Source organism: Halomonas halodenitrificans DSM 735, assembly GCF_000620045.1.
GTDB lineage: Bacteria > Pseudomonadota > Gammaproteobacteria > Pseudomonadales > Halomonadaceae > Halomonas > Halomonas halodenitrificans.
The window spans coordinates 32,987-48,486 of the sequence record NZ_KK211060.1 but is presented as its reverse complement, the minus strand read 5'-3'; the positions used below and the strand labels follow the sequence as shown (position 1 = coordinate 48,486).

15 protein-coding genes are annotated in these 15,500 nt (G+C 66.6%); 7 read left to right on the top strand and 8 right to left on the bottom strand.

What is annotated here, in order from left to right:
• The first annotated feature begins 71 nt into the window (after positions 1-71).
• From Q358_RS0115860 to Q358_RS0115845, 4 genes are read left to right on the top strand one after another with little or no spacing between them, the layout of a single operon-like run.
• On the top strand, positions 72-1,298 hold the full coding sequence (locus tag Q358_RS0115860) for a thiamine pyrophosphate-dependent dehydrogenase E1 component subunit alpha (RefSeq protein WP_043488632.1): 1,227 nt from the start codon (positions 72-74) through the stop codon (positions 1,296-1,298).
• Position 1,299: 1 nt separating this feature from the next.
• Positions 1,300-2,277 carry an alpha-ketoacid dehydrogenase subunit beta gene (locus Q358_RS0115855; protein ID WP_027962864.1) on the top strand — a complete coding sequence of 326 codons (978 nt, stop codon included), beginning with the start codon at positions 1,300-1,302 and terminating at the stop codon, positions 2,275-2,277.
• A gap of 38 nt (positions 2,278-2,315) precedes the next feature.
• Complete coding sequence (locus tag Q358_RS0115850; protein WP_027962863.1) at positions 2,316-4,052, top strand: dihydrolipoyllysine-residue acetyltransferase; 1,737 nt, start codon at positions 2,316-2,318, stop codon at positions 4,050-4,052.
• 4 nt (positions 4,053-4,056) lie between these two features.
• A complete protein-coding gene (locus Q358_RS0115845; protein WP_027962862.1) occupies positions 4,057-5,883 on the top strand; it encodes a protein kinase domain-containing protein in 1,827 nt (608 codons plus the stop codon).
• A gap of 185 nt (positions 5,884-6,068) precedes the next feature.
• Here the strand turns inward: Q358_RS0115845 and Q358_RS0115840 are convergent, their stop codons facing one another.
• The 4 genes from Q358_RS0115840 to Q358_RS0115825 form a co-directional block, all read right to left on the bottom strand.
• Positions 6,069-6,605, bottom strand: coding sequence for a winged helix DNA-binding protein (locus Q358_RS0115840; RefSeq protein WP_027962861.1), 537 nt, complete (start codon positions 6,603-6,605; stop codon positions 6,069-6,071).
• A 6-nt stretch (positions 6,606-6,611) separates the two neighbouring features.
• Positions 6,612-7,907, bottom strand: coding sequence for a TRAP transporter large permease (locus Q358_RS0115835; protein ID WP_027962860.1), 1,296 nt, complete (start codon positions 7,905-7,907; stop codon positions 6,612-6,614).
• A 14-nt stretch (positions 7,908-7,921) separates the two neighbouring features.
• The gene (locus tag Q358_RS0115830) at positions 7,922-8,473 is read right to left on the bottom strand and encodes a TRAP transporter small permease (protein ID WP_027962859.1); all 552 of its coding nucleotides are present in this window, start codon (positions 8,471-8,473) and stop codon (positions 7,922-7,924) included.
• A gap of 76 nt (positions 8,474-8,549) precedes the next feature.
• Complete coding sequence (locus Q358_RS0115825) at positions 8,550-9,548, bottom strand: TRAP transporter substrate-binding protein (protein ID WP_043488630.1); 999 nt, start codon at positions 9,546-9,548, stop codon at positions 8,550-8,552.
• 208 nt (positions 9,549-9,756) lie between these two features.
• Here Q358_RS0115825 and Q358_RS0115820 point away from each other — a divergent pair, with 208 nt between their 5' ends.
• From Q358_RS0115820 to Q358_RS0115810, 3 genes are read left to right on the top strand one after another with little or no spacing between them, the layout of a single operon-like run.
• The gene (locus Q358_RS0115820; RefSeq protein WP_027962857.1) at positions 9,757-10,518 is read left to right on the top strand and encodes a 5-oxoprolinase subunit PxpA; all 762 of its coding nucleotides are present in this window, start codon (positions 9,757-9,759) and stop codon (positions 10,516-10,518) included.
• Positions 10,515-11,273 (top strand): 5-oxoprolinase subunit PxpB, encoded by a 759-nt coding sequence (gene pxpB, locus Q358_RS0115815; RefSeq protein WP_051530472.1) that lies wholly within the window; start codon positions 10,515-10,517, stop codon positions 11,271-11,273. Before Q358_RS0115820 ends, pxpB begins: the two co-directional genes overlap by 4 nt.
• Complete coding sequence (locus tag Q358_RS0115810) at positions 11,270-12,217, top strand: 5-oxoprolinase subunit C family protein (protein ID WP_211248352.1); 948 nt, start codon at positions 11,270-11,272, stop codon at positions 12,215-12,217. Before pxpB ends, Q358_RS0115810 begins: the two co-directional genes overlap by 4 nt.
• 7 nt (positions 12,218-12,224) lie before the next feature.
• Here the strand turns inward: Q358_RS0115810 and Q358_RS0115805 are convergent, their stop codons facing one another.
• The 4 genes from Q358_RS0115805 to fmdA form a co-directional block, all read right to left on the bottom strand.
• Positions 12,225-12,440: a ribbon-helix-helix protein, CopG family gene (locus tag Q358_RS0115805; protein WP_027962854.1), complete on the bottom strand. Its 216-nt coding sequence runs from the start codon at positions 12,438-12,440 to the stop codon at positions 12,225-12,227.
• 126 nt (positions 12,441-12,566) lie between these two features.
• Positions 12,567-13,271 (bottom strand): DNA-binding transcriptional regulator CsiR, encoded by a 705-nt coding sequence (gene csiR, locus Q358_RS0115800; protein ID WP_084286610.1) that lies wholly within the window; start codon positions 13,269-13,271, stop codon positions 12,567-12,569.
• Positions 13,272-13,631: 360 nt separating this feature from the next.
• A complete protein-coding gene (locus Q358_RS17825; RefSeq protein ID WP_051530469.1) occupies positions 13,632-13,931 on the bottom strand; it encodes an FmdB family zinc ribbon protein in 300 nt (99 codons plus the stop codon).
• Between the two features lie 3 nt (positions 13,932-13,934).
• Positions 13,935-15,164, bottom strand: a complete 1,230-nt coding sequence (gene fmdA / locus Q358_RS0115790) for a formamidase (protein ID WP_027962852.1) — start codon at positions 15,162-15,164, stop codon at positions 13,935-13,937.
• Between the last annotated feature and the right edge of the window lie 336 nt (positions 15,165-15,500).

Below are 15,500 nucleotides of genomic sequence, written 5' to 3'. Positions count from 1 at the left end.
GGGAGTGATCCTCCTGGCGAGGGGCGAGACAAGCGACAACACTACCCCCAAAAGGGGTAGAGGATGCCACGATGACAAAGACACAAGATATCCATTCGCCCGAGTTCCTCCGCGGCGACGAGTTTTCGATTCCCACCTTCCGCCTGCTCAAGCAGGACGGCTCTCTTTATGAGGGAGCCCAGGCCCCGGAGCTCCCCCGGGAGCTGGCGCTCAGGATCTACCACAGCATGGTGGCGACCCGGGTGCTCGATGAGCGCATGCTGGCGGCCCAGCGCCAGGGCCGGCTCTCGTTCTATATGCAGTGTATCGGCGAGGAAGCGGCGGTGATCGGCGCCACGGCGGCCCTCGACGATGCCGACATGATCATGGCCCAGTACCGCGAGCAGGGCGCCCTGGTCTATCGTGGCTTCAGCTACGACGAGTTCATGAACCAGCTGTTCGGCAACGAGCTCGATTACGGCAAGGGCCGGCAGATGCCTGTTCACTACGGGTCTCGCAAGCTGCACTACATGACCATTTCCTCGCCGCTGGCCACCCAGATTCCCCAGGCCGCCGGTTACGCCTATGGCCAGAAGCTCGCCGACGAGGCGCTGTGCACCCTGTGCTTCTTCGGCGAGGGCGCGGCATCGGAAGGGGACTTTCATGCCGCCCTCAATATGGCCGCGGTGCATGAGGCGCCGGTGATCTTCTTCTGTCGCAACAATGGCTACGCGATCTCCACCCCCTCCATCGAGCAGTTCGCCGCCGATGGCGTGGCCCCACGGGCCTTCGGCTACCGCATGCACGTGATTCGCGTCGACGGCAACGACATCCTGGCGGTGCTCGCCGCCACCCGCGAGGCGCGCCGTATCGCCGTGGAGCAGAACAAGCCGGTGATGATCGAGGCCATGAGCTATCGTCTGGCGGCTCACTCCTCGTCGGATGACCCCTCGGGTTATCGCTCCAAGAAGGAAGAGGAGGTGTGGCGCGAGAAGGACCCGATCCTGCGCATGCAGCACTGGCTGATCGATCAGGGCTGGTGGAACGACGACGAGGAAAAGGCGCTGCAGGAATCGCTGCGCCGCGAGGTGCTGGAGACCATGAAGCGTGCCGAGAAGCGGCCGCCGCCGCCGCTGGAGAGCCTGGTCAGTGACGTCTACGCCGATGTCACCCCGGCGCTGCAACAGCAGCTCGACCAACTCAAGCGGCATGTGCGCCAGTATCCCGACGCCTACCCCAAGGGGGCGCGCTCCCTGGACCCGGATGTCGCGGCCGGCCATGACGCGTCCGACAACGACGCCAGCCAGGGAGGGAAGTGAAATGCCGACCATGAACATGCTGCAGGCGATCAACAACGCCCTGGATATCGCCATGGCCGAGGATGACAAGGTGCTGTGCTTCGGCGAGGACGTCGGCATCTTCGGTGGCGTCTTCCGTGCCACCAGCCATCTCCAGGAGAAGTACGGCCGCTCGCGCTGCTTCAACACGCCGCTGGTGGAGCAGGGCATCATCGGTTTCGCCAATGGCCTGGCGGCCCAGGGCTCGGTGCCGGTGGCGGAGATCCAGTTCGCCGACTACATCTTTCCGGCCTTCGACCAGATCGTCAACGAGACGGCCAAGTTCCGTTATCGCTCCGGTGATCTATTCAATGTGGGCGGGCTGACCATTCGTGCGCCCTATGGCGGCGGCATCTCCGGCGGGCTCTATCACTCCCAGTCGCCGGAGGCCTACTTCGCCCATACCCCGGGTCTCAAGGTCGTCGTGCCGCGCAATCCCTATCAGGCCAAGGGGCTGTTGCTGGGCGCCATACGTGATCCCGACCCGGTGCTGTTCTTCGAGCCCAAGCGGCTCTATCGCGCCTCCACCGGCGATGTGCCCGAGGAAGACTATCAGCTGCCCATCGGCGAGGCGGAAGTGACGCGGGAGGGTACCGACGTCACCGTGCTCGGCTGGGGGGCGCAGATGGAGGTCATCGACCGCGCCGTGGAGCTTGCCGAGGCGGAGAATATCTCCTGCGAGGTGATCGATCTGCGCTCCATTCTGCCCTGGGACCAGGACAGCGTGGTGGAATCGGTGCTCAAGACCGGGCGGTTGGTGATCACCCACGAGGCGCCGCTGACCGGCGGCTTCGCCGGGGAAATCGCCGCGGCCGTCCAGGACCGTTGTTTCCTCTATCTGGAGGCGCCCATCGCCCGGGTGACCGGCATGGATACGCCCTTCCCGCTGACCCTGGAAAAGGAGTATCTGGCGGATTACCTGAAGGTGTATGAGGCGATCAAGGCCAGCGTGGCCTTCTGAAGCCGATATCGGACGCAACCAGTCGAGGAGACGACGAGATGAGCGAGTTTATGCTGCCCGATATCGGTGAAGGTATCGTGGAGTGCGAAGTAGTCGAGTGGCGCGTGGCCGAGGGCGACGCCATCGAGGAAGACCAGCCGGTGGTCGAGGTGATGACCGACAAGGCCCTGGTCGAGATCACCGCCCCCCAGGCCGGCACGGTCACCCGGCTGCATGTGGCCAAGGGCGATATCGCCAAGGTCCACGCCCCGCTGTTTGCCTATACCGCCGAGGGCGAGGCGGAAGGCGATGGCGAGGGGGATATAGAGAGAGAGGCCGAGGCGGCGCCGGATGCCGGCGAGGCGCCCCGGCAAAAGACCGAGCAGACAGCCGAACAGGCGCCGGCTTCCCGGGCCGCGGCCGCCAAGGACTTCATCCTGCCCGATATCGGCGAGGGCATCGTCGAATGCGAGGTGGTCGAGTGGCGGGTCCAGGCGGGCGACGCCATCGAGGAAGACCAGCCGGTGGTCGATGTGATGACCGACAAGGCGATGGTGGAGATCACCGCGACCGAGGCGGGTACCATGACCCGGCTGCATGTGCCCCAGGGTGAGGTCGCCCGGGTCCACGCCCCGCTCTACGCCTATACGCCGGAGCAGGGCGCCGACGAGGATGAGGGCACCCGCTCACCGGCCGTGGCGGAGGCGGCCCCGGCACCCTCGGCACCCACCGCCGCGAGCGCCGGGGCGCCTCGGAAGGAGTCAGCCGGGCAGGAGTCAGGTGGGCAGGAGTCAGGTGGGCAGGAATCAGCCGGGCAGGAGAGCGTGCAGGGCCAGGGGCCCTATGGGCGCATCCCCGCGGCCCCCGCGGTGCGGCGTCTGCTGCGCGAACACGGCCTGGCCCTGGAAGCGGTGCCCGGCAGCGGCAAGCAGGGGCGGGTACTCAAGGAAGACGTGCTGCACCACCTCGAAGGGGGGCAAGCGGCGGCGTCTGAAGGCGCACCGTCTCAGGAAGCACCGTCTCAGGCGGCGGCATCCCAGGGAGCGCCTGGCGAGGCGCGGGAATCCGCCTTGACGCCTTCTCCCGAAGGCGAGGTTCGGGTGGAACCGCTGCGCGGGGTGCGCGCGGTCATGGCGCGGCGCATGGTGGAGTCGGCCAGCACCATTCCCCACTTCCAGTATGGCGAGGAGATCGACGTCACCGAGCTGCTGGCGCTGCGCGAACGCCTTAAGCCGCTGGCCGAGGCCGAGGGGGTACGCGTGACCCTGATGCCCTTCTTCATGAAGGCGATGGCCCTGGCGATGCGCGAGGCACCGATCCTCAATGCCCGGCTCAATGACGACGTCAGCGAGATCCACTACCTGCCCTCGGTCAATATCGGCATGGCGGTGGATAGCCGTGCCGGGCTGCTGGTGCCCAACGTCAAGGACGTGGAGCGGCGCAGCCTGCTCGGCGTGGCGGGGGAGGTACAGCGCCTGACCGAGGCGGCGCGCTCGGGCAAGGTGGCCCAGGAAGACCTCCGCGACGGCACCATCAGCATCTCCAATATCGGCGCCCTGGGCGGCACCTACGCCGCCCCGATCATCAACGCCCCGGAGCTCGCCATCGTCGCCATTGGCAAGACCCAATGGCTGCCACGCTTCGACGCCGACGACCGCGTCGTCAAGCGCGCCATCATGACCGTGACCTGGGCCGGCGACCACCGCATCATCGACGGCGGCACCATCGCCCGCTTCTGCAACGCCTGGAAGGGCTACCTGGAAGCCCCCGAGACCATGCTGCTCCACTTGAGTTGATGCCATGACCCAGGCGCCGCTGCAGCAGTTCTATATCCCCGAGGAGCAGTCGGTCTATCTCCTGAGCCAGGGTGATGCCCGCAAGCTCCGGGCGTGGGTGGCGCTATGCCAGGAGCAGCTCGAGCAGCTGGGTTACCGGGATATCGAGCTGGTGGGCAAGGGGGCCTATGGCTTCGTGTTCGCCGGGATCACGGGGATCGGCGACGAGTATGTCTTCAAGTTCACCCGGGTCAATCTGCCCCAGCATCTTCAGGACCGCCTCGAGGAGGAGGCCTTCATGCTGGAGCAGGTCGAGCATCCCCGGGTGCCGCGGCTGGTCGCCTATCAGCGGGTGCGCCACCAGTCGATCCTGGTGATGGAGCGCGCGCCGGGGCTGAATCTCGAGGAGGTCTCCCTGCGCGAGGGGCGCCTCTCGCCGCGCTTGATCGTGCGCATTGCCGGCCAGCTGGCGGATATCCTGGGGGCACTGCGCCAGGAGCGGGGGCCGGCGGGCAAGCCCATCGTCCATGGCGATATCAAGCCCTCCAACCTGGTGTTCGACCACCGCAACGAGACCGCCGCCCTGATCGACTGGGGCTCCTCGGTGTTCGCCCAGCTCGATGCCAACCAGCAGTTCGTGGCGACCAACGTCATGGAGCTGATGTCGGATAACCTGCAACAGACCAACGCCCGGCTGGGTGACGTCTACTTTATCGGTGAGGAGCAGCTCAACGGCGCGCTCTCCTCGCCGCGCTTCGACGAGCAGGGCGTCGCCGGCACGCTCTATGCGCTGGCCTCGGCCCAGTCATGCCGCTTCGGGCATCACGCCATTCCGGCCAGCTCCCTGGGGCTGCCGGTGGAATTCGCCCGCATGCTCGATGGCATGCTGGACCCCGATCCGCGCCTGCGCATGCGCGCGGGGGATCATTTCATCCGCGAGATGCCACGCCTGGCACGCACGGTCATGATCGACCTTCCCGAGCCCGATGAAGCGCCGCTGGTGCCGGCGTGGACCCGCCCCTCGGGCCGCGAGATCGACACCGTGGTCTACAGCTCCCGCAAGTCCTTCCTGCGCGAGGAGGGCGTTGCGGAAACCCTCAACGACGTCAACGACGTGCAGCTCGATCGCTACTACAAGAACTTCATGCAGGGCATGGGCGAGACCGAGAAGGCCTTCCTCGCCGCGGTGAGCCGCCTCGGCCGCTATCCGGTCGTGGGCGGCCTGGCGGTGCGCTGGGAGAGCGACGGGGTCTATATCGATACCACCCTGAACCTGCATGATCCGACATTGAAGCCGGCCTTCGTCGCCGCGGTGAACAACATGGTCAACCTGGCCCGGGCCATCTACCGCAAGGGGATCTTCAAGAGCTGTTTGTTCAACGCCCGGGATACCCTGCACCTGGAACGCGAGGGAGTGGAACAGCCCTTCGTGCCCCAGCCCGGCATGCAACTGCATTACGAGGTGAGCGCGGTGCCGGAGCTGGAGGATCATACCCGCCTGCACAGCTACTTCGAGGATGGCCCCGACCCGGAAGAGTTTCTGGTGCTGCCCGAGACGATCATCGCTTCGCTGGAGGCCCTCAACGAGATTCACCATACCGGCATGATCATCTTCGAGGCGCTGCCCAACCACCTCAAGATCCATAGCTACTACCGCCTGCTGGACCCCTCCCGGGAGGACGAGTTCCGCCGACGCCTGGAGGCGATCCTCGACGCCGTGGGGCTCATCGAAGGCCTCGGCGTCTCGGGTTTCATGAAGATGCCCTACAAGGACACCCGCTTCTTCCCTCATGTGGAGTGTCAGCCGGAGCGCTTCTATCCCCGCAACCCGCGCCAGATTACCCCTGGGTGAGGGGTAGCCCCCCTGGGGGTCTGACCCCCAACCCCCTGGGGTCAGACCCCCACCCTTGGGGTCAGACCCCCGCCCCTGGGGTCAGACCCCTCAGCCAGGGGTCAGACCCCAACCCCCTGGGGTCAGACCCCAACCCCCTCGGGGTCAGACCCCAAGAGGTGAGGGGGTGGGGGTGAGATGGGCGGCTATAGCGAGGCGGCGGCTCGGGCGGCCTGGTCGTAGAGCCCCGACATGGCCCGCAGCATGCTGGCCAGGCGGCGGGTTTCCTCGGGTTCGATGCCCAGCGAGGAGAGGGAGTCGATCAGGCAGTCCTCGCGGATCTCGGCGTAGCGCTGGCAGGTGTCGCGGCCGAGCTCGGTGGTCTGGAAGAAGGTCTCCTTGCCGTGCTTCTCGCCGTGGACCAGCTCGAGCTTGGCCAGCTTCTTGAGCGCGTAGCTCACGGTGTGGCTGTCCTCGACATTGAGCACCAGGCAGATGTCCGCGAGGCGCTTGGCCCGTTCGCGGTGGTTGACGCTATGCAGGACCAGGGTGTCCAGCGAGCCCAGCTCGGGACAGCCCACGGCGGCCATGCAGCGCACCATCCAGCGGGTGAAGGCGTGGGACGCGATAATCAAGCCGAACTCCAGTTCCGACTGCTCCTGGGCGCGGTGGGAGAGGTGTTCCGACGAGACGATGGGGCCGCTGATGCGGCCCCTGGCGTATGAGGAGGAGGGTTCTGTCATGGCGGCCTACTGGTTCATCACGGTGGGCAGGAAGGTGACGATCCCGGGGAACAGGACGATCAGCAGTACGCCCAGCATCATCAGGAAGAAGAACGGCAGGGCCGCCCAGGCGATGGAGAGGATGTTGCGCCCGGTCATGCCCTGGAGCACGAAGAGGTTGAACCCCACCGGCGGCGTGATCTGGGACATTTCCACCACGATCACCAGGAAGATGCCGAACCAGATCAGATCGATCCCCGCGGCTTCCACCATGGGCAGCATGATGGAGGTGGTCAGCACCACGACCGAGATGCCGTCGAGGAAGCAGCCCAGCAGGATAAACAGCAGCGTCAGCGCCGCCAGCAGCACCCAGGGCGACAGGCCCAGGGTGCCGATCCAGGCGGCCAGGTCCCGGGGCAGGCCGGTGAAGCCCATGGCGGCGGTCAGGAAGGAGGCGCCGGCGAGGATGAAGGCGATCATGGTGGAGGTGCGCACGGCACCCAGCAGGGCGTCGCGAAACACCCAGCGGTCCATGCTGCCCTGAAAGCGCGCCAGCAGCAGCGAGAGCACCACGCCTACCGCGGCGGCCTCGGTGGGGGAGGCGAGGCCGGCGTAGATCGAGCCGATGACGCCGACGATCAGCCCCAGCAGGGGAATCAGGCGCCGCGCCCGACGCAGCTTCTCGGCCAGCGGCAGGCGCGCCTCACCGGGAGGCACCCGGTCCGGATAGCGCCACGCCCAGAGCATCAGGTAGAGGGCGAACAGCGAGATCAGCATCAGGCCCGGCAGGATACCCGCCATGAACAGGCGCGAGATGGACTGGTCGGTGGCGACCCCGTAGACGATCAGAATGATCGAGGGGGGAATCAGCAAGCCCAGGGTGGCGGAGCCCGCCAGGGTGCCGATCACCACGCTCTCGTCGTAGCCGCGGCGGGTCAGCTCGGGGATGGTCATCTTGCCCATGGTGGCGCAGGTGGCCGCCGAGGAGCCGGAGACGGCGGCGAATAGCCCGCAGCCCACCACGTTGGTGTGCAGCAAGCGCCCGGGGATGCGCTGCATCCACGGTGACAGGCCGGTGAACATGTCGTCGGCCAGGCGCGAGCGGAACAGGATCTCGCCCATCCAGATGAACATCGGCAGGGCGGTCAGCTCCCAGCTGTAGCTGGCCCCCCAGATGTCCGACGCCATGACATCCCCGGTGGGGATCGAGGTGAACTGGGAGAGGCCGATCCAGCCCAGGGCGAGCAGCGAGAAACCGACCCAGACGCCGCTGCCGAGCAGCAGGAACAGGGCCCCGAAGAGAACGAGCATCATCAATAGCATGGGGGGCTCCGGGCCTATTCGTGGCCGCTGTCGTCGATGGTGAAGTGATGGGGGCGGCGAATGGCGGTGTTCAGGGTCTGGGCCAGGGTCTCGATCAGCACCAGGCAGAACAGGATGACGCCGAGGATCATGGCGCTCTGGGGGATCCACAGGGGAATGCGGACCAGGCCATAGGAGGTCTCGTTGAACGCGATGCTGTCGGCAATCAGCCAGTACAGGTTCCAGGCCAGGTAGCCACACAGGGTCAGGGCAATGCCGAGGCAGAAGACCTCGACCCAGGCGCGCACCGCCGGCGCCAGGCGCCCGGTCAGCAGGGTGACGCGAATATGGCCGCCATGCACGAAGGTGTAGGCGAGCCCCAGGAAGCTGGCGCCCACCAGCAGGAAGCCGGAGATATCGGAGAGCCCGGGAATGGCCAGGCCGATGCGTTCGCCGCCGATGGCGGTGGCGAGGCGGTCGATGATGCGGCCCACAATCTGGGCGCTAATCAGCAGGCAGATCAGGGTCAGGCAGGCGGCCGAAAGATAGCCACCCAGGTTATAGAGGGGGCGTAGTCGATAGGTCATGGGGGAGGTTCCGCGAAGGGGCTTGGCGCGCCCCGGCCAGAACGGCCGGGGCGCGTCGTGTCGGGGCGTGCCGGAATCAGTCCCGCGCGCTCGAGTAGGCATCCAGGATCGCCTGCCCTGGCTCGCCGGCCCGTTCGACCCACTCCTCGGTCATGGTATCGCCGACGTCCTGGAGCTTGGTGGCCAGGGCCTCGCTGGGCTCGGTGACGGTAATGCCGTTGTCCTTGAGCACGGCGATGGCGTCGTCGGTCTCCTGGCGGCTCATCTCCCAGCCCCGGGTCTCGGCCTCGGCGGCGGCCTCGAGGAGCGCCTGGCGGGTATCGTCGGAGAGGCGCGAGAAGGCCTTGTCGCTGACGATGATCATGTTCTTGGGCAGCCACAGCTGGGCATGGTTGAAGTGGTCGAGGTAGTCCCAGGCCTTGGTGTCGGCACCGGTGGCCGGCGAGGTGATCATGGCCTCGACGCGGCCGGTGCTGAAGGCGGTGGGAATATCGGGCACCTCGACCTGGGTGGGGACGGCGCCGACGAGCTGGGCGATGCGCTCGCTGGCGGTGTTATAGGCCCGCATGCTCAGGTTCTTGAGGTCATCGCCGGTGTCCAGGGCCTGGTTGGTGTAGATGCCCTGGGGCGGCCACGGCACGGCGAACAGCAGGCGCAGGCCCTGTTTCTCGAGCTCCTCGGCGATGATCTCCCGGGAGGCCTCCCACAGCGTCCAGGCGTCCGCGTAGCTGGCGGCCAGGAAGGGCACGGAGTCCACCTCGAAGATGGCATTCTCGTTGGCCAGGCGCGACATGATCACCTCACCCATGGGCACGATGCCCCGGCGCACGGAGTTCTTGATCTCGGCATGGCCGATCAGCGAGCCGTTGGAATGCACGGTGATATCCAGCTCGCCCTCGGTGGCCTCGCGCACGTCCTCGGTGAACTCACGAATATTGACGGTATGGAAGGTGCGATCACCGTAGGGGGTGGGCATATCCCACTCGGTGGCCGCCTGGGCGCCGGTGCTCAGGGTGGCCAGGCCGACGCCGAGGGCGGTGGCCAGAAGGGGGAGTCGGGATTGGCTAACAGACATCGAGACATCCTCGTGAGTGTTGTTGTGTCTGACATGTGCGTCTGACATGAGGCCCATGCCAACGGCTAGGCTATGAGTGTAGGCGCTAAAGGAAGGCGAGGTTAGGTGGAATGAGTTGGCCACGTCAACGACCACTAGACTAAATGACGATGTTTTATCGATAAAACACTGATAAATTCTTCGCGAACTTTCTGATCGGGAGACCGAGATGCCACAACGTCCCTTGCTGCTCAATGCCGATATGGGGGAGAGCTTCGGGCCCTGGGCCATGGGCATGGACCACGACGTCATGCCCCATGTGGACCTGGCCAATATCGCCTGTGGCTTTCATGCCTCGGACCCGGACGTGATCCGCAAGACGCTGCGCCTGGCGGCCCGGCATGGGGTCCGGGTCGGCGCTCATCCCGGCTATCCGGACATGGTGGGCTTCGGCCGCCGCTCCCTGGCGTGTTCGCCGGAGGAGGTCGAGAACCTGGTGCTCTATCAGCTGGGCGCCCTGTACGGGCTGTGCCGCGCCGAGGGCCTCGCGGTGAGCTATATCAAGCCCCACGGCGCCCTCTACAACGACATGGCCCGGCAGCCCGAGACCATGAGGGCGGTGCTCAAGGCGGTGCGGGCCTTCGACCCGGCGCTGCCCCTGATGACCCTGGCCACCCGGGACACCACCACGGCCCGTGAGCTGGCCGCCGAGCAGGACGTGACGCTGTGGTTCGAGGCCTTCGCCGACCGCGCCTACGACGGCGACGGGCGGCTGGTCTCGCGCCGCGAGCCGGGGGCGGTGCACCACGACGCCGAGGTGATCGTCGACCAGGCGGTGCGCATCGCCGGCGGCCAGGCCCTGACGGCCAGCGACGGCAGCCCGCTGATACTGGCCGCCGATACCCTCTGCGTGCACGGCGACAACCCCGAGTCCATCGCCGCGGTCAAGGCGATCCGCCAGGCCCTGGGCGCGTCGGGAGCCGGGGCATGAGCCGAGGCATACACCAGGAGACGGAGCTTGGTGGGAGGCGCGGGGCCCGGCTGCCGCGGATCGAATCCGCCGGCCTCGATGGCTGGCTGGTGCGCCTCTTCGAGCGCATCGACGAGGACAACCTGGCCTGGCTGGGGGCCCTGGCGCGGCGCTGCGAGGCGGCTCTGGGCGAGGACCTGGTGGATCTGGTGCCGTCCTATACCACCCTGCTGGTCACCTTCGACCCGCTGGGGCTGGCGCCGGAGGTGGCCCGGGCCCGGCTGGAGGCGCTGCTCGCCGACCTGACGCCGGACCCCGCGGCCGGCACCGGCCAGGTGCATGAGCTGCCCACCTGGTATGACCCCCGGGTGGGGCCGGACCTCGAGGGCGTGGCCGGGCACCTGGGAATGAGCGTGGCGGAGGTCATCGATTGCCACGCCGGCCGGGAGTATCGCGTCTTCGCCCTGGGCTTCGCCCCGGGGTTCGCCTTCATGGGGCTGCTGGACGAGCGCCTCGAGGTGCCGCGCTTATCGACGCCGCGCCGCCGGGTGCCGGTGAACAGCGTGGCCATCGCCGGCCGCCAGACCGCCGCCTATCCGGCGGTGACCCCCGGCGGCTGGCGCCTGCTGGGGCGCACCACGGCCCGGCTGTTCGACCGCGATCGCGACGGCTTCAGCCTGCTCAAGGTAGGGGATAGCGTGCGCTTCGTGCCGGTGGACCGCGCCACCTTCGAACGCCATGGCGGGGATATGACGCCGGTGGAGAAGCACTCATGACGCCAGAAGATACCGTTATCGGCCTGCGCGTCGAACGCGCCGGGCCCCTGGCTCTGCTCCAGGATGGAGGACGATTCGGGGTGCGTCGGCTGGGCGTCACCCAGGGCGGGCCGGCGGATCTGCACGGCTGGGCCTGGGCCAACCGCCTGGCGGGGAATGCCTGGGGCACGCCGGCGCTGGAGATCACCTTCGGCGGCCTGGCGCTGGTGGCCGAGCGTGACCTGAGCCTCGCCGTGGCCGGGGCCGACCTCGCCGCCACCCTGGAGGGCAAGCCTCTGCCGCTATGGCAGCCGGTGCGCGTGCGGGAAGGGCAGACCCTGGTCTTTGCCACGCCGCGCAACGGCCTGCGGGCCTACCTGGCCGTGGCCGGCGGCTTTCGGGCCGAGCCGGTGCTGGGCAGCGTTAGCTGCGTGGTGCGCGAGGGGCTAGGCGGCTTCGATGGCCATGGCGCCACGCTCGCCACGGGGGATCGCCTGGCGGTCTCATCAGACGCCGGCAGGCGCCTCGAGGCCGGCGTGGCCCCGGTGCCGGCACCGCCGGACTACACCCGCCCGGCCATGTTGGCGCTGCTGCCCGGGGCCCAGGTGGCAGACTTCACCGGCGACAGCCTGTTCGCCGCCTTTAACCGCCCCTGGAAGGTGGATGACCGCGCCGATCGCATGGGGGTGCGCCTGAGCGGGCCGCGGCTGGCGTGTCGCATCGGCTCGCTGGTCTCGGAAGGCATCGGGCTGGGCGCCGTGCAGGTGCCGCCGGACGGCCAGCCCATCGCGCTGCTCAACGACCGCCAGACCATCGGCGGCTATCCCCGGCTGGGCGCCTTGACGCCGCTGGCGGCATCGCGCCTGGCCCAGTGCCTGCCGGGCCAGGAGGTGCGGCTGGCGGCCACCACCGGCGAACGAGCGCTGGGCGACTACCGCCGGCTTCGCCGCTCTCTGGAGCGGTAGCGGGCTGCTAAGCCCCCAGGCCGCTCTCGCGTAGAAGCTGGTCGATGCTGGTGCGCGCCCGCGCTGGCCCCGCACCCTCCATCATCAGCTCGGCCTCGAGGTCAGCGACACCGCCCTCGAGGCAGCGCTCGATGACTTCCGACCTGCTCAGGCCCGTGGCCTGGGCGAGAGACTCGAGGCGTCGATCCAGTTCACGCGAAAACCGCAGCAGATGATGGGGCATGTCACGTTCTCCATGGTGAGAGGCTTGCCGCGTCATACGACACTGGCCATCCTGGCAGGCCTTTATGTCCTTACCATGACAGATTTTCTGGAGAATGGTAGAGACCAGCGCGCATTAGCGTAGGCCTCACGACAGGCCCTGTTGGCGCATGGCCTCGGTGATGATCGGCACCGGGGTCATCAGGTGGTCGTGCATCATGGCGGTGGCGCGCCGGCTGTCCCGGGCCAGGATCGCCTCGACCAGGGCGGCATGCTCCTCCTGCTTGCGGGCCAGCGCCGCCTCGGAGAGCACCGTCTCGCGGAGCCATAGATGGCGATAGCGCTCCACCTGGTCGAACAGGCTCTCGCGGATCTGCAGCAGATGCGGGGAGCGACAGCCGTCGACGATGGCGCTATGAAACGCCTGGTGGCGGGTATCCCAGACCTCGAGCAGCTCCTCCGAGGAATCCACCCGTGCCACCTTGGAGAGGGTATGGGCCCGGGCCAGGATCTCGGCCTCCCAGGCGTCATCGCCGCGCTCGATGGCGAGCTTCAGCAGCAGGCCCTCGACATGCGCCCGGGCGTCATAGATATCGGCCAGCTCGGCCAGCGACATGGAAGCCACCCGGTAGCCGCGCTGGCTGATCGCCACCACCAAACGCTCGGCGACCAGATGCGACAGCGCCTCGCGCAGGGGACCGACCCCCAGGTCATAACGCTCCTTCAAGCGGCTCATCAGCAGCTTCTCACCGGGTCTGAAGACATTACGAATGATGTCCTGCTTCAGGCGATGATAAGCGCTGACGCCGAGATTTTCGCGGGCCCCCGAAGAGGCAAGAGTCGAAGAGTCCATGATGTCGTCAATCTGCCGATGTGACGATATGGTACCCGAATATCGCCACTCCGGATAATGCCCCGACACCAACCTTCTGCCCGGGCTTGGCTGATGGGGTCAGACCCCGGGGGAGTTGGTGGGGTCAGACCCCAGGGGGTTGGGGGTCTGACCCCAAGCGGTTAGAATAGGGGCGTCTGCATGGGCTCCTCGGCATATTGTTTGTTTCGCGATTAACAACATGCCTGCCCATGCAGACTTTTTTCAATCCTAATACACTGATTTTAATACTCTATTCGTGGGGAGGCCTCAGGGTCAGACCCCAAGGAATTGGGGGTCTGACCCCATCGGTCACCCCATCGGTCCCTCAAAGACCGCGGTCTAGTGGCCGAGCATCCAGGGGCGCCCGCGTCCTGCCCGTGGCCGGGTGTCTCGCCCCGTGGAGGCGGTGGCATGATCGTGACGGCAACCATGCTGGCTCTTGGGCTCATGGGCGCTGCGTTCGTTAATGGTGTGGGCCTGGCGCAGAGCCGTCGGCATCAGGGCCAGGCGCGGCGCGCTCAGGCGCCGCGTGGCCGTCTCGCCACAGCCGGGGCAGGCCCTGGGGGCTTCGCGTTGGCTCATGGAGACCAGCGCGTCGAAGCACCCGCACCGGCAGCAGTGGAATTCATAGATCGGCATGGGCTATCCCTTCCAGACGGCCTTGGGCAAATCCCCGGCCTTGATGCTTTTCCGGGGACCCGAGGCCTGGGGCTGAATATCGAAGTCGAAGATCTCGGTGGGTAGCCACAGGGTCGCGCAGACGTTGGGAATATCGACGATGCCGTTGATATGCCCCTGCACCGGCGCCGTACCCAGGATCGAGTAGGCCTGCGCCCCGCTGTAACCGAAGTTCTTGAGATACTCGATGGCATTGAGGCAGGCCTGGCGGTAAGCCACATTGGTATCGAGATAGTGCTGCTTGCCGCTCTCGTCTACCGAAATGCCCTGGAAGATCAGGTGATTCTGGTACCTAGGCTGCATGACGCTCGGCTGGAAGATGGGGTTTTTCACCGAATAGAGACGCATGCCATCCTTGACCAGGTTGACACGTAGGTGAACCCAGCCGGCCATCTCGATGGCGCCGCAGAAGGTGATTTCACCATCGCCCTGGGAGAAGTGCAGGTCACCCACCGATAGGCCGCCCTCCTTGACGTAGACCGGGAAGAAGACCCGTGATCCCTGGGTCAAGTCCTTGATATCGCAGTTGCCGCCGTGTTCTCTCGGCGGCACGGTGCGGGCCCCCTCGGCGGCGGCACCGGCCACGCTGGCGCTGTCCATGCGTCCCATATGGGCCGTATCGGCATGGGGCGGGTTGGCCAATGGCGGGACGCGTTGGGGGTCGGTGTCGATCAGCTCCTGCTCGCGTCGGTTCCACTCATCCAGCAGCTCGCGGGAGGGTAGGCAGCCGATCAAGCCGGGGTGCATCAGACCGGCGAACTCGACGCCGGGCAGATGGCGAGAGCGCGTCGTGATGCCGTGGAAGTCCCAGATCGACTTGCGCGCCTCGGGAAAGTGCTCGGTCAAGAAGCCACCGCCGTTCTCGCGAGCGAAGATACCGTTGAAGCCCCAGGTCTGCTCGGAAAAGGGGCCGATATCGAGGATGTCCACCACCAGCAGATCCCCAGGCTCGGCGCCCTTGACGCCGATGGGGCCACTCAAATAATGCACCCGCGTCAGGTCGGCATCGCGGATGTCCTCGGCGCCATCGTTGTTGCCCACCTGGCCGCCGGTCCAGTCCATGCACTCGACGATAAAGTCGTCGCCGGGCTTCACCGTGGCCACCATCGGGATGTCCGGATGCCAGCGGTTGTGGATGTTGTCGTGCTCTACGGCGGGCTTGCCCAGATCGATATGAATCAGCGTGTCGGTCATGGCGTCCTCGAGATTCGAGTTGTTGTAGGAGTCGCCTTGCTTAGATTAGTAGAGAATAGGGTAAAAGCCAGACGCGATAACCAGCCCGGAATGGCTGCCTGGTCGATGGGATGGTCGATGGGGTCAGATCCTGAGGCCTCCCCACGAATCATACGGTAACGCCCAATTTCGCCTCTTGTCGCATCAACCGGAAGAGTCGGTCCATTCGGCCCGCTGGATGGCGGGCCAGAATCGCTTCACAGCCGAGCCGCCACAGTGAGAGGCCTCGCCGTGAGCGGCGGGTGTTGCTCTGATAAGCCGACGCCTTTCCCGCGTGCTCAAGGGAAAGACCATGGA

Bases quoted from the DNA above. Each gene is read 5' to 3' on its own strand.
- Q358_RS0115860 (WP_043488632.1), top strand. From the start codon at position 72: ATGACAAAGACACAAGATATCCATTCGCCCGAGTTCCTCCGCGGCGAC.
- Q358_RS0115855 (WP_027962864.1), top strand. From the start codon at position 1,300: ATGCCGACCATGAACATGCTGCAGGCGATCAACAACGCCCTGGATATC.
- Q358_RS0115850 (WP_027962863.1), top strand. From the start codon at position 2,316: ATGAGCGAGTTTATGCTGCCCGATATCGGTGAAGGTATCGTGGAGTGC.
- Q358_RS0115845 (WP_027962862.1), top strand. From the start codon at position 4,057: ATGACCCAGGCGCCGCTGCAGCAGTTCTATATCCCCGAGGAGCAGTCG.
- Q358_RS0115840 (WP_027962861.1), bottom strand. From the start codon at position 6,605: ATGACAGAACCCTCCTCCTCATACGCCAGGGGCCGCATCAGCGGCCCC.
- Q358_RS0115835 (WP_027962860.1), bottom strand. From the start codon at position 7,907: ATGCTATTGATGATGCTCGTTCTCTTCGGGGCCCTGTTCCTGCTGCTC.
- Q358_RS0115830 (WP_027962859.1), bottom strand. From the start codon at position 8,473: ATGACCTATCGACTACGCCCCCTCTATAACCTGGGTGGCTATCTTTCG.
- Q358_RS0115825 (WP_043488630.1), bottom strand. From the start codon at position 9,548: ATGTCTGTTAGCCAATCCCGACTCCCCCTTCTGGCCACCGCCCTCGGC.
- Q358_RS0115820 (WP_027962857.1), top strand. From the start codon at position 9,757: ATGCCACAACGTCCCTTGCTGCTCAATGCCGATATGGGGGAGAGCTTC.
- pxpB (WP_051530472.1), top strand. From the start codon at position 10,515: ATGAGCCGAGGCATACACCAGGAGACGGAGCTTGGTGGGAGGCGCGGG.
- Q358_RS0115810 (WP_211248352.1), top strand. From the start codon at position 11,270: ATGACGCCAGAAGATACCGTTATCGGCCTGCGCGTCGAACGCGCCGGG.
- Q358_RS0115805 (WP_027962854.1), bottom strand. From the start codon at position 12,440: ATGCCCCATCATCTGCTGCGGTTTTCGCGTGAACTGGATCGACGCCTC.
- csiR (WP_084286610.1), bottom strand. From the start codon at position 13,271: ATGGACTCTTCGACTCTTGCCTCTTCGGGGGCCCGCGAAAATCTCGGC.
- Q358_RS17825 (WP_051530469.1), bottom strand. From the start codon at position 13,931: ATGCCGATCTATGAATTCCACTGCTGCCGGTGCGGGTGCTTCGACGCG.
- fmdA (WP_027962852.1), bottom strand. From the start codon at position 15,164: ATGACCGACACGCTGATTCATATCGATCTGGGCAAGCCCGCCGTAGAG.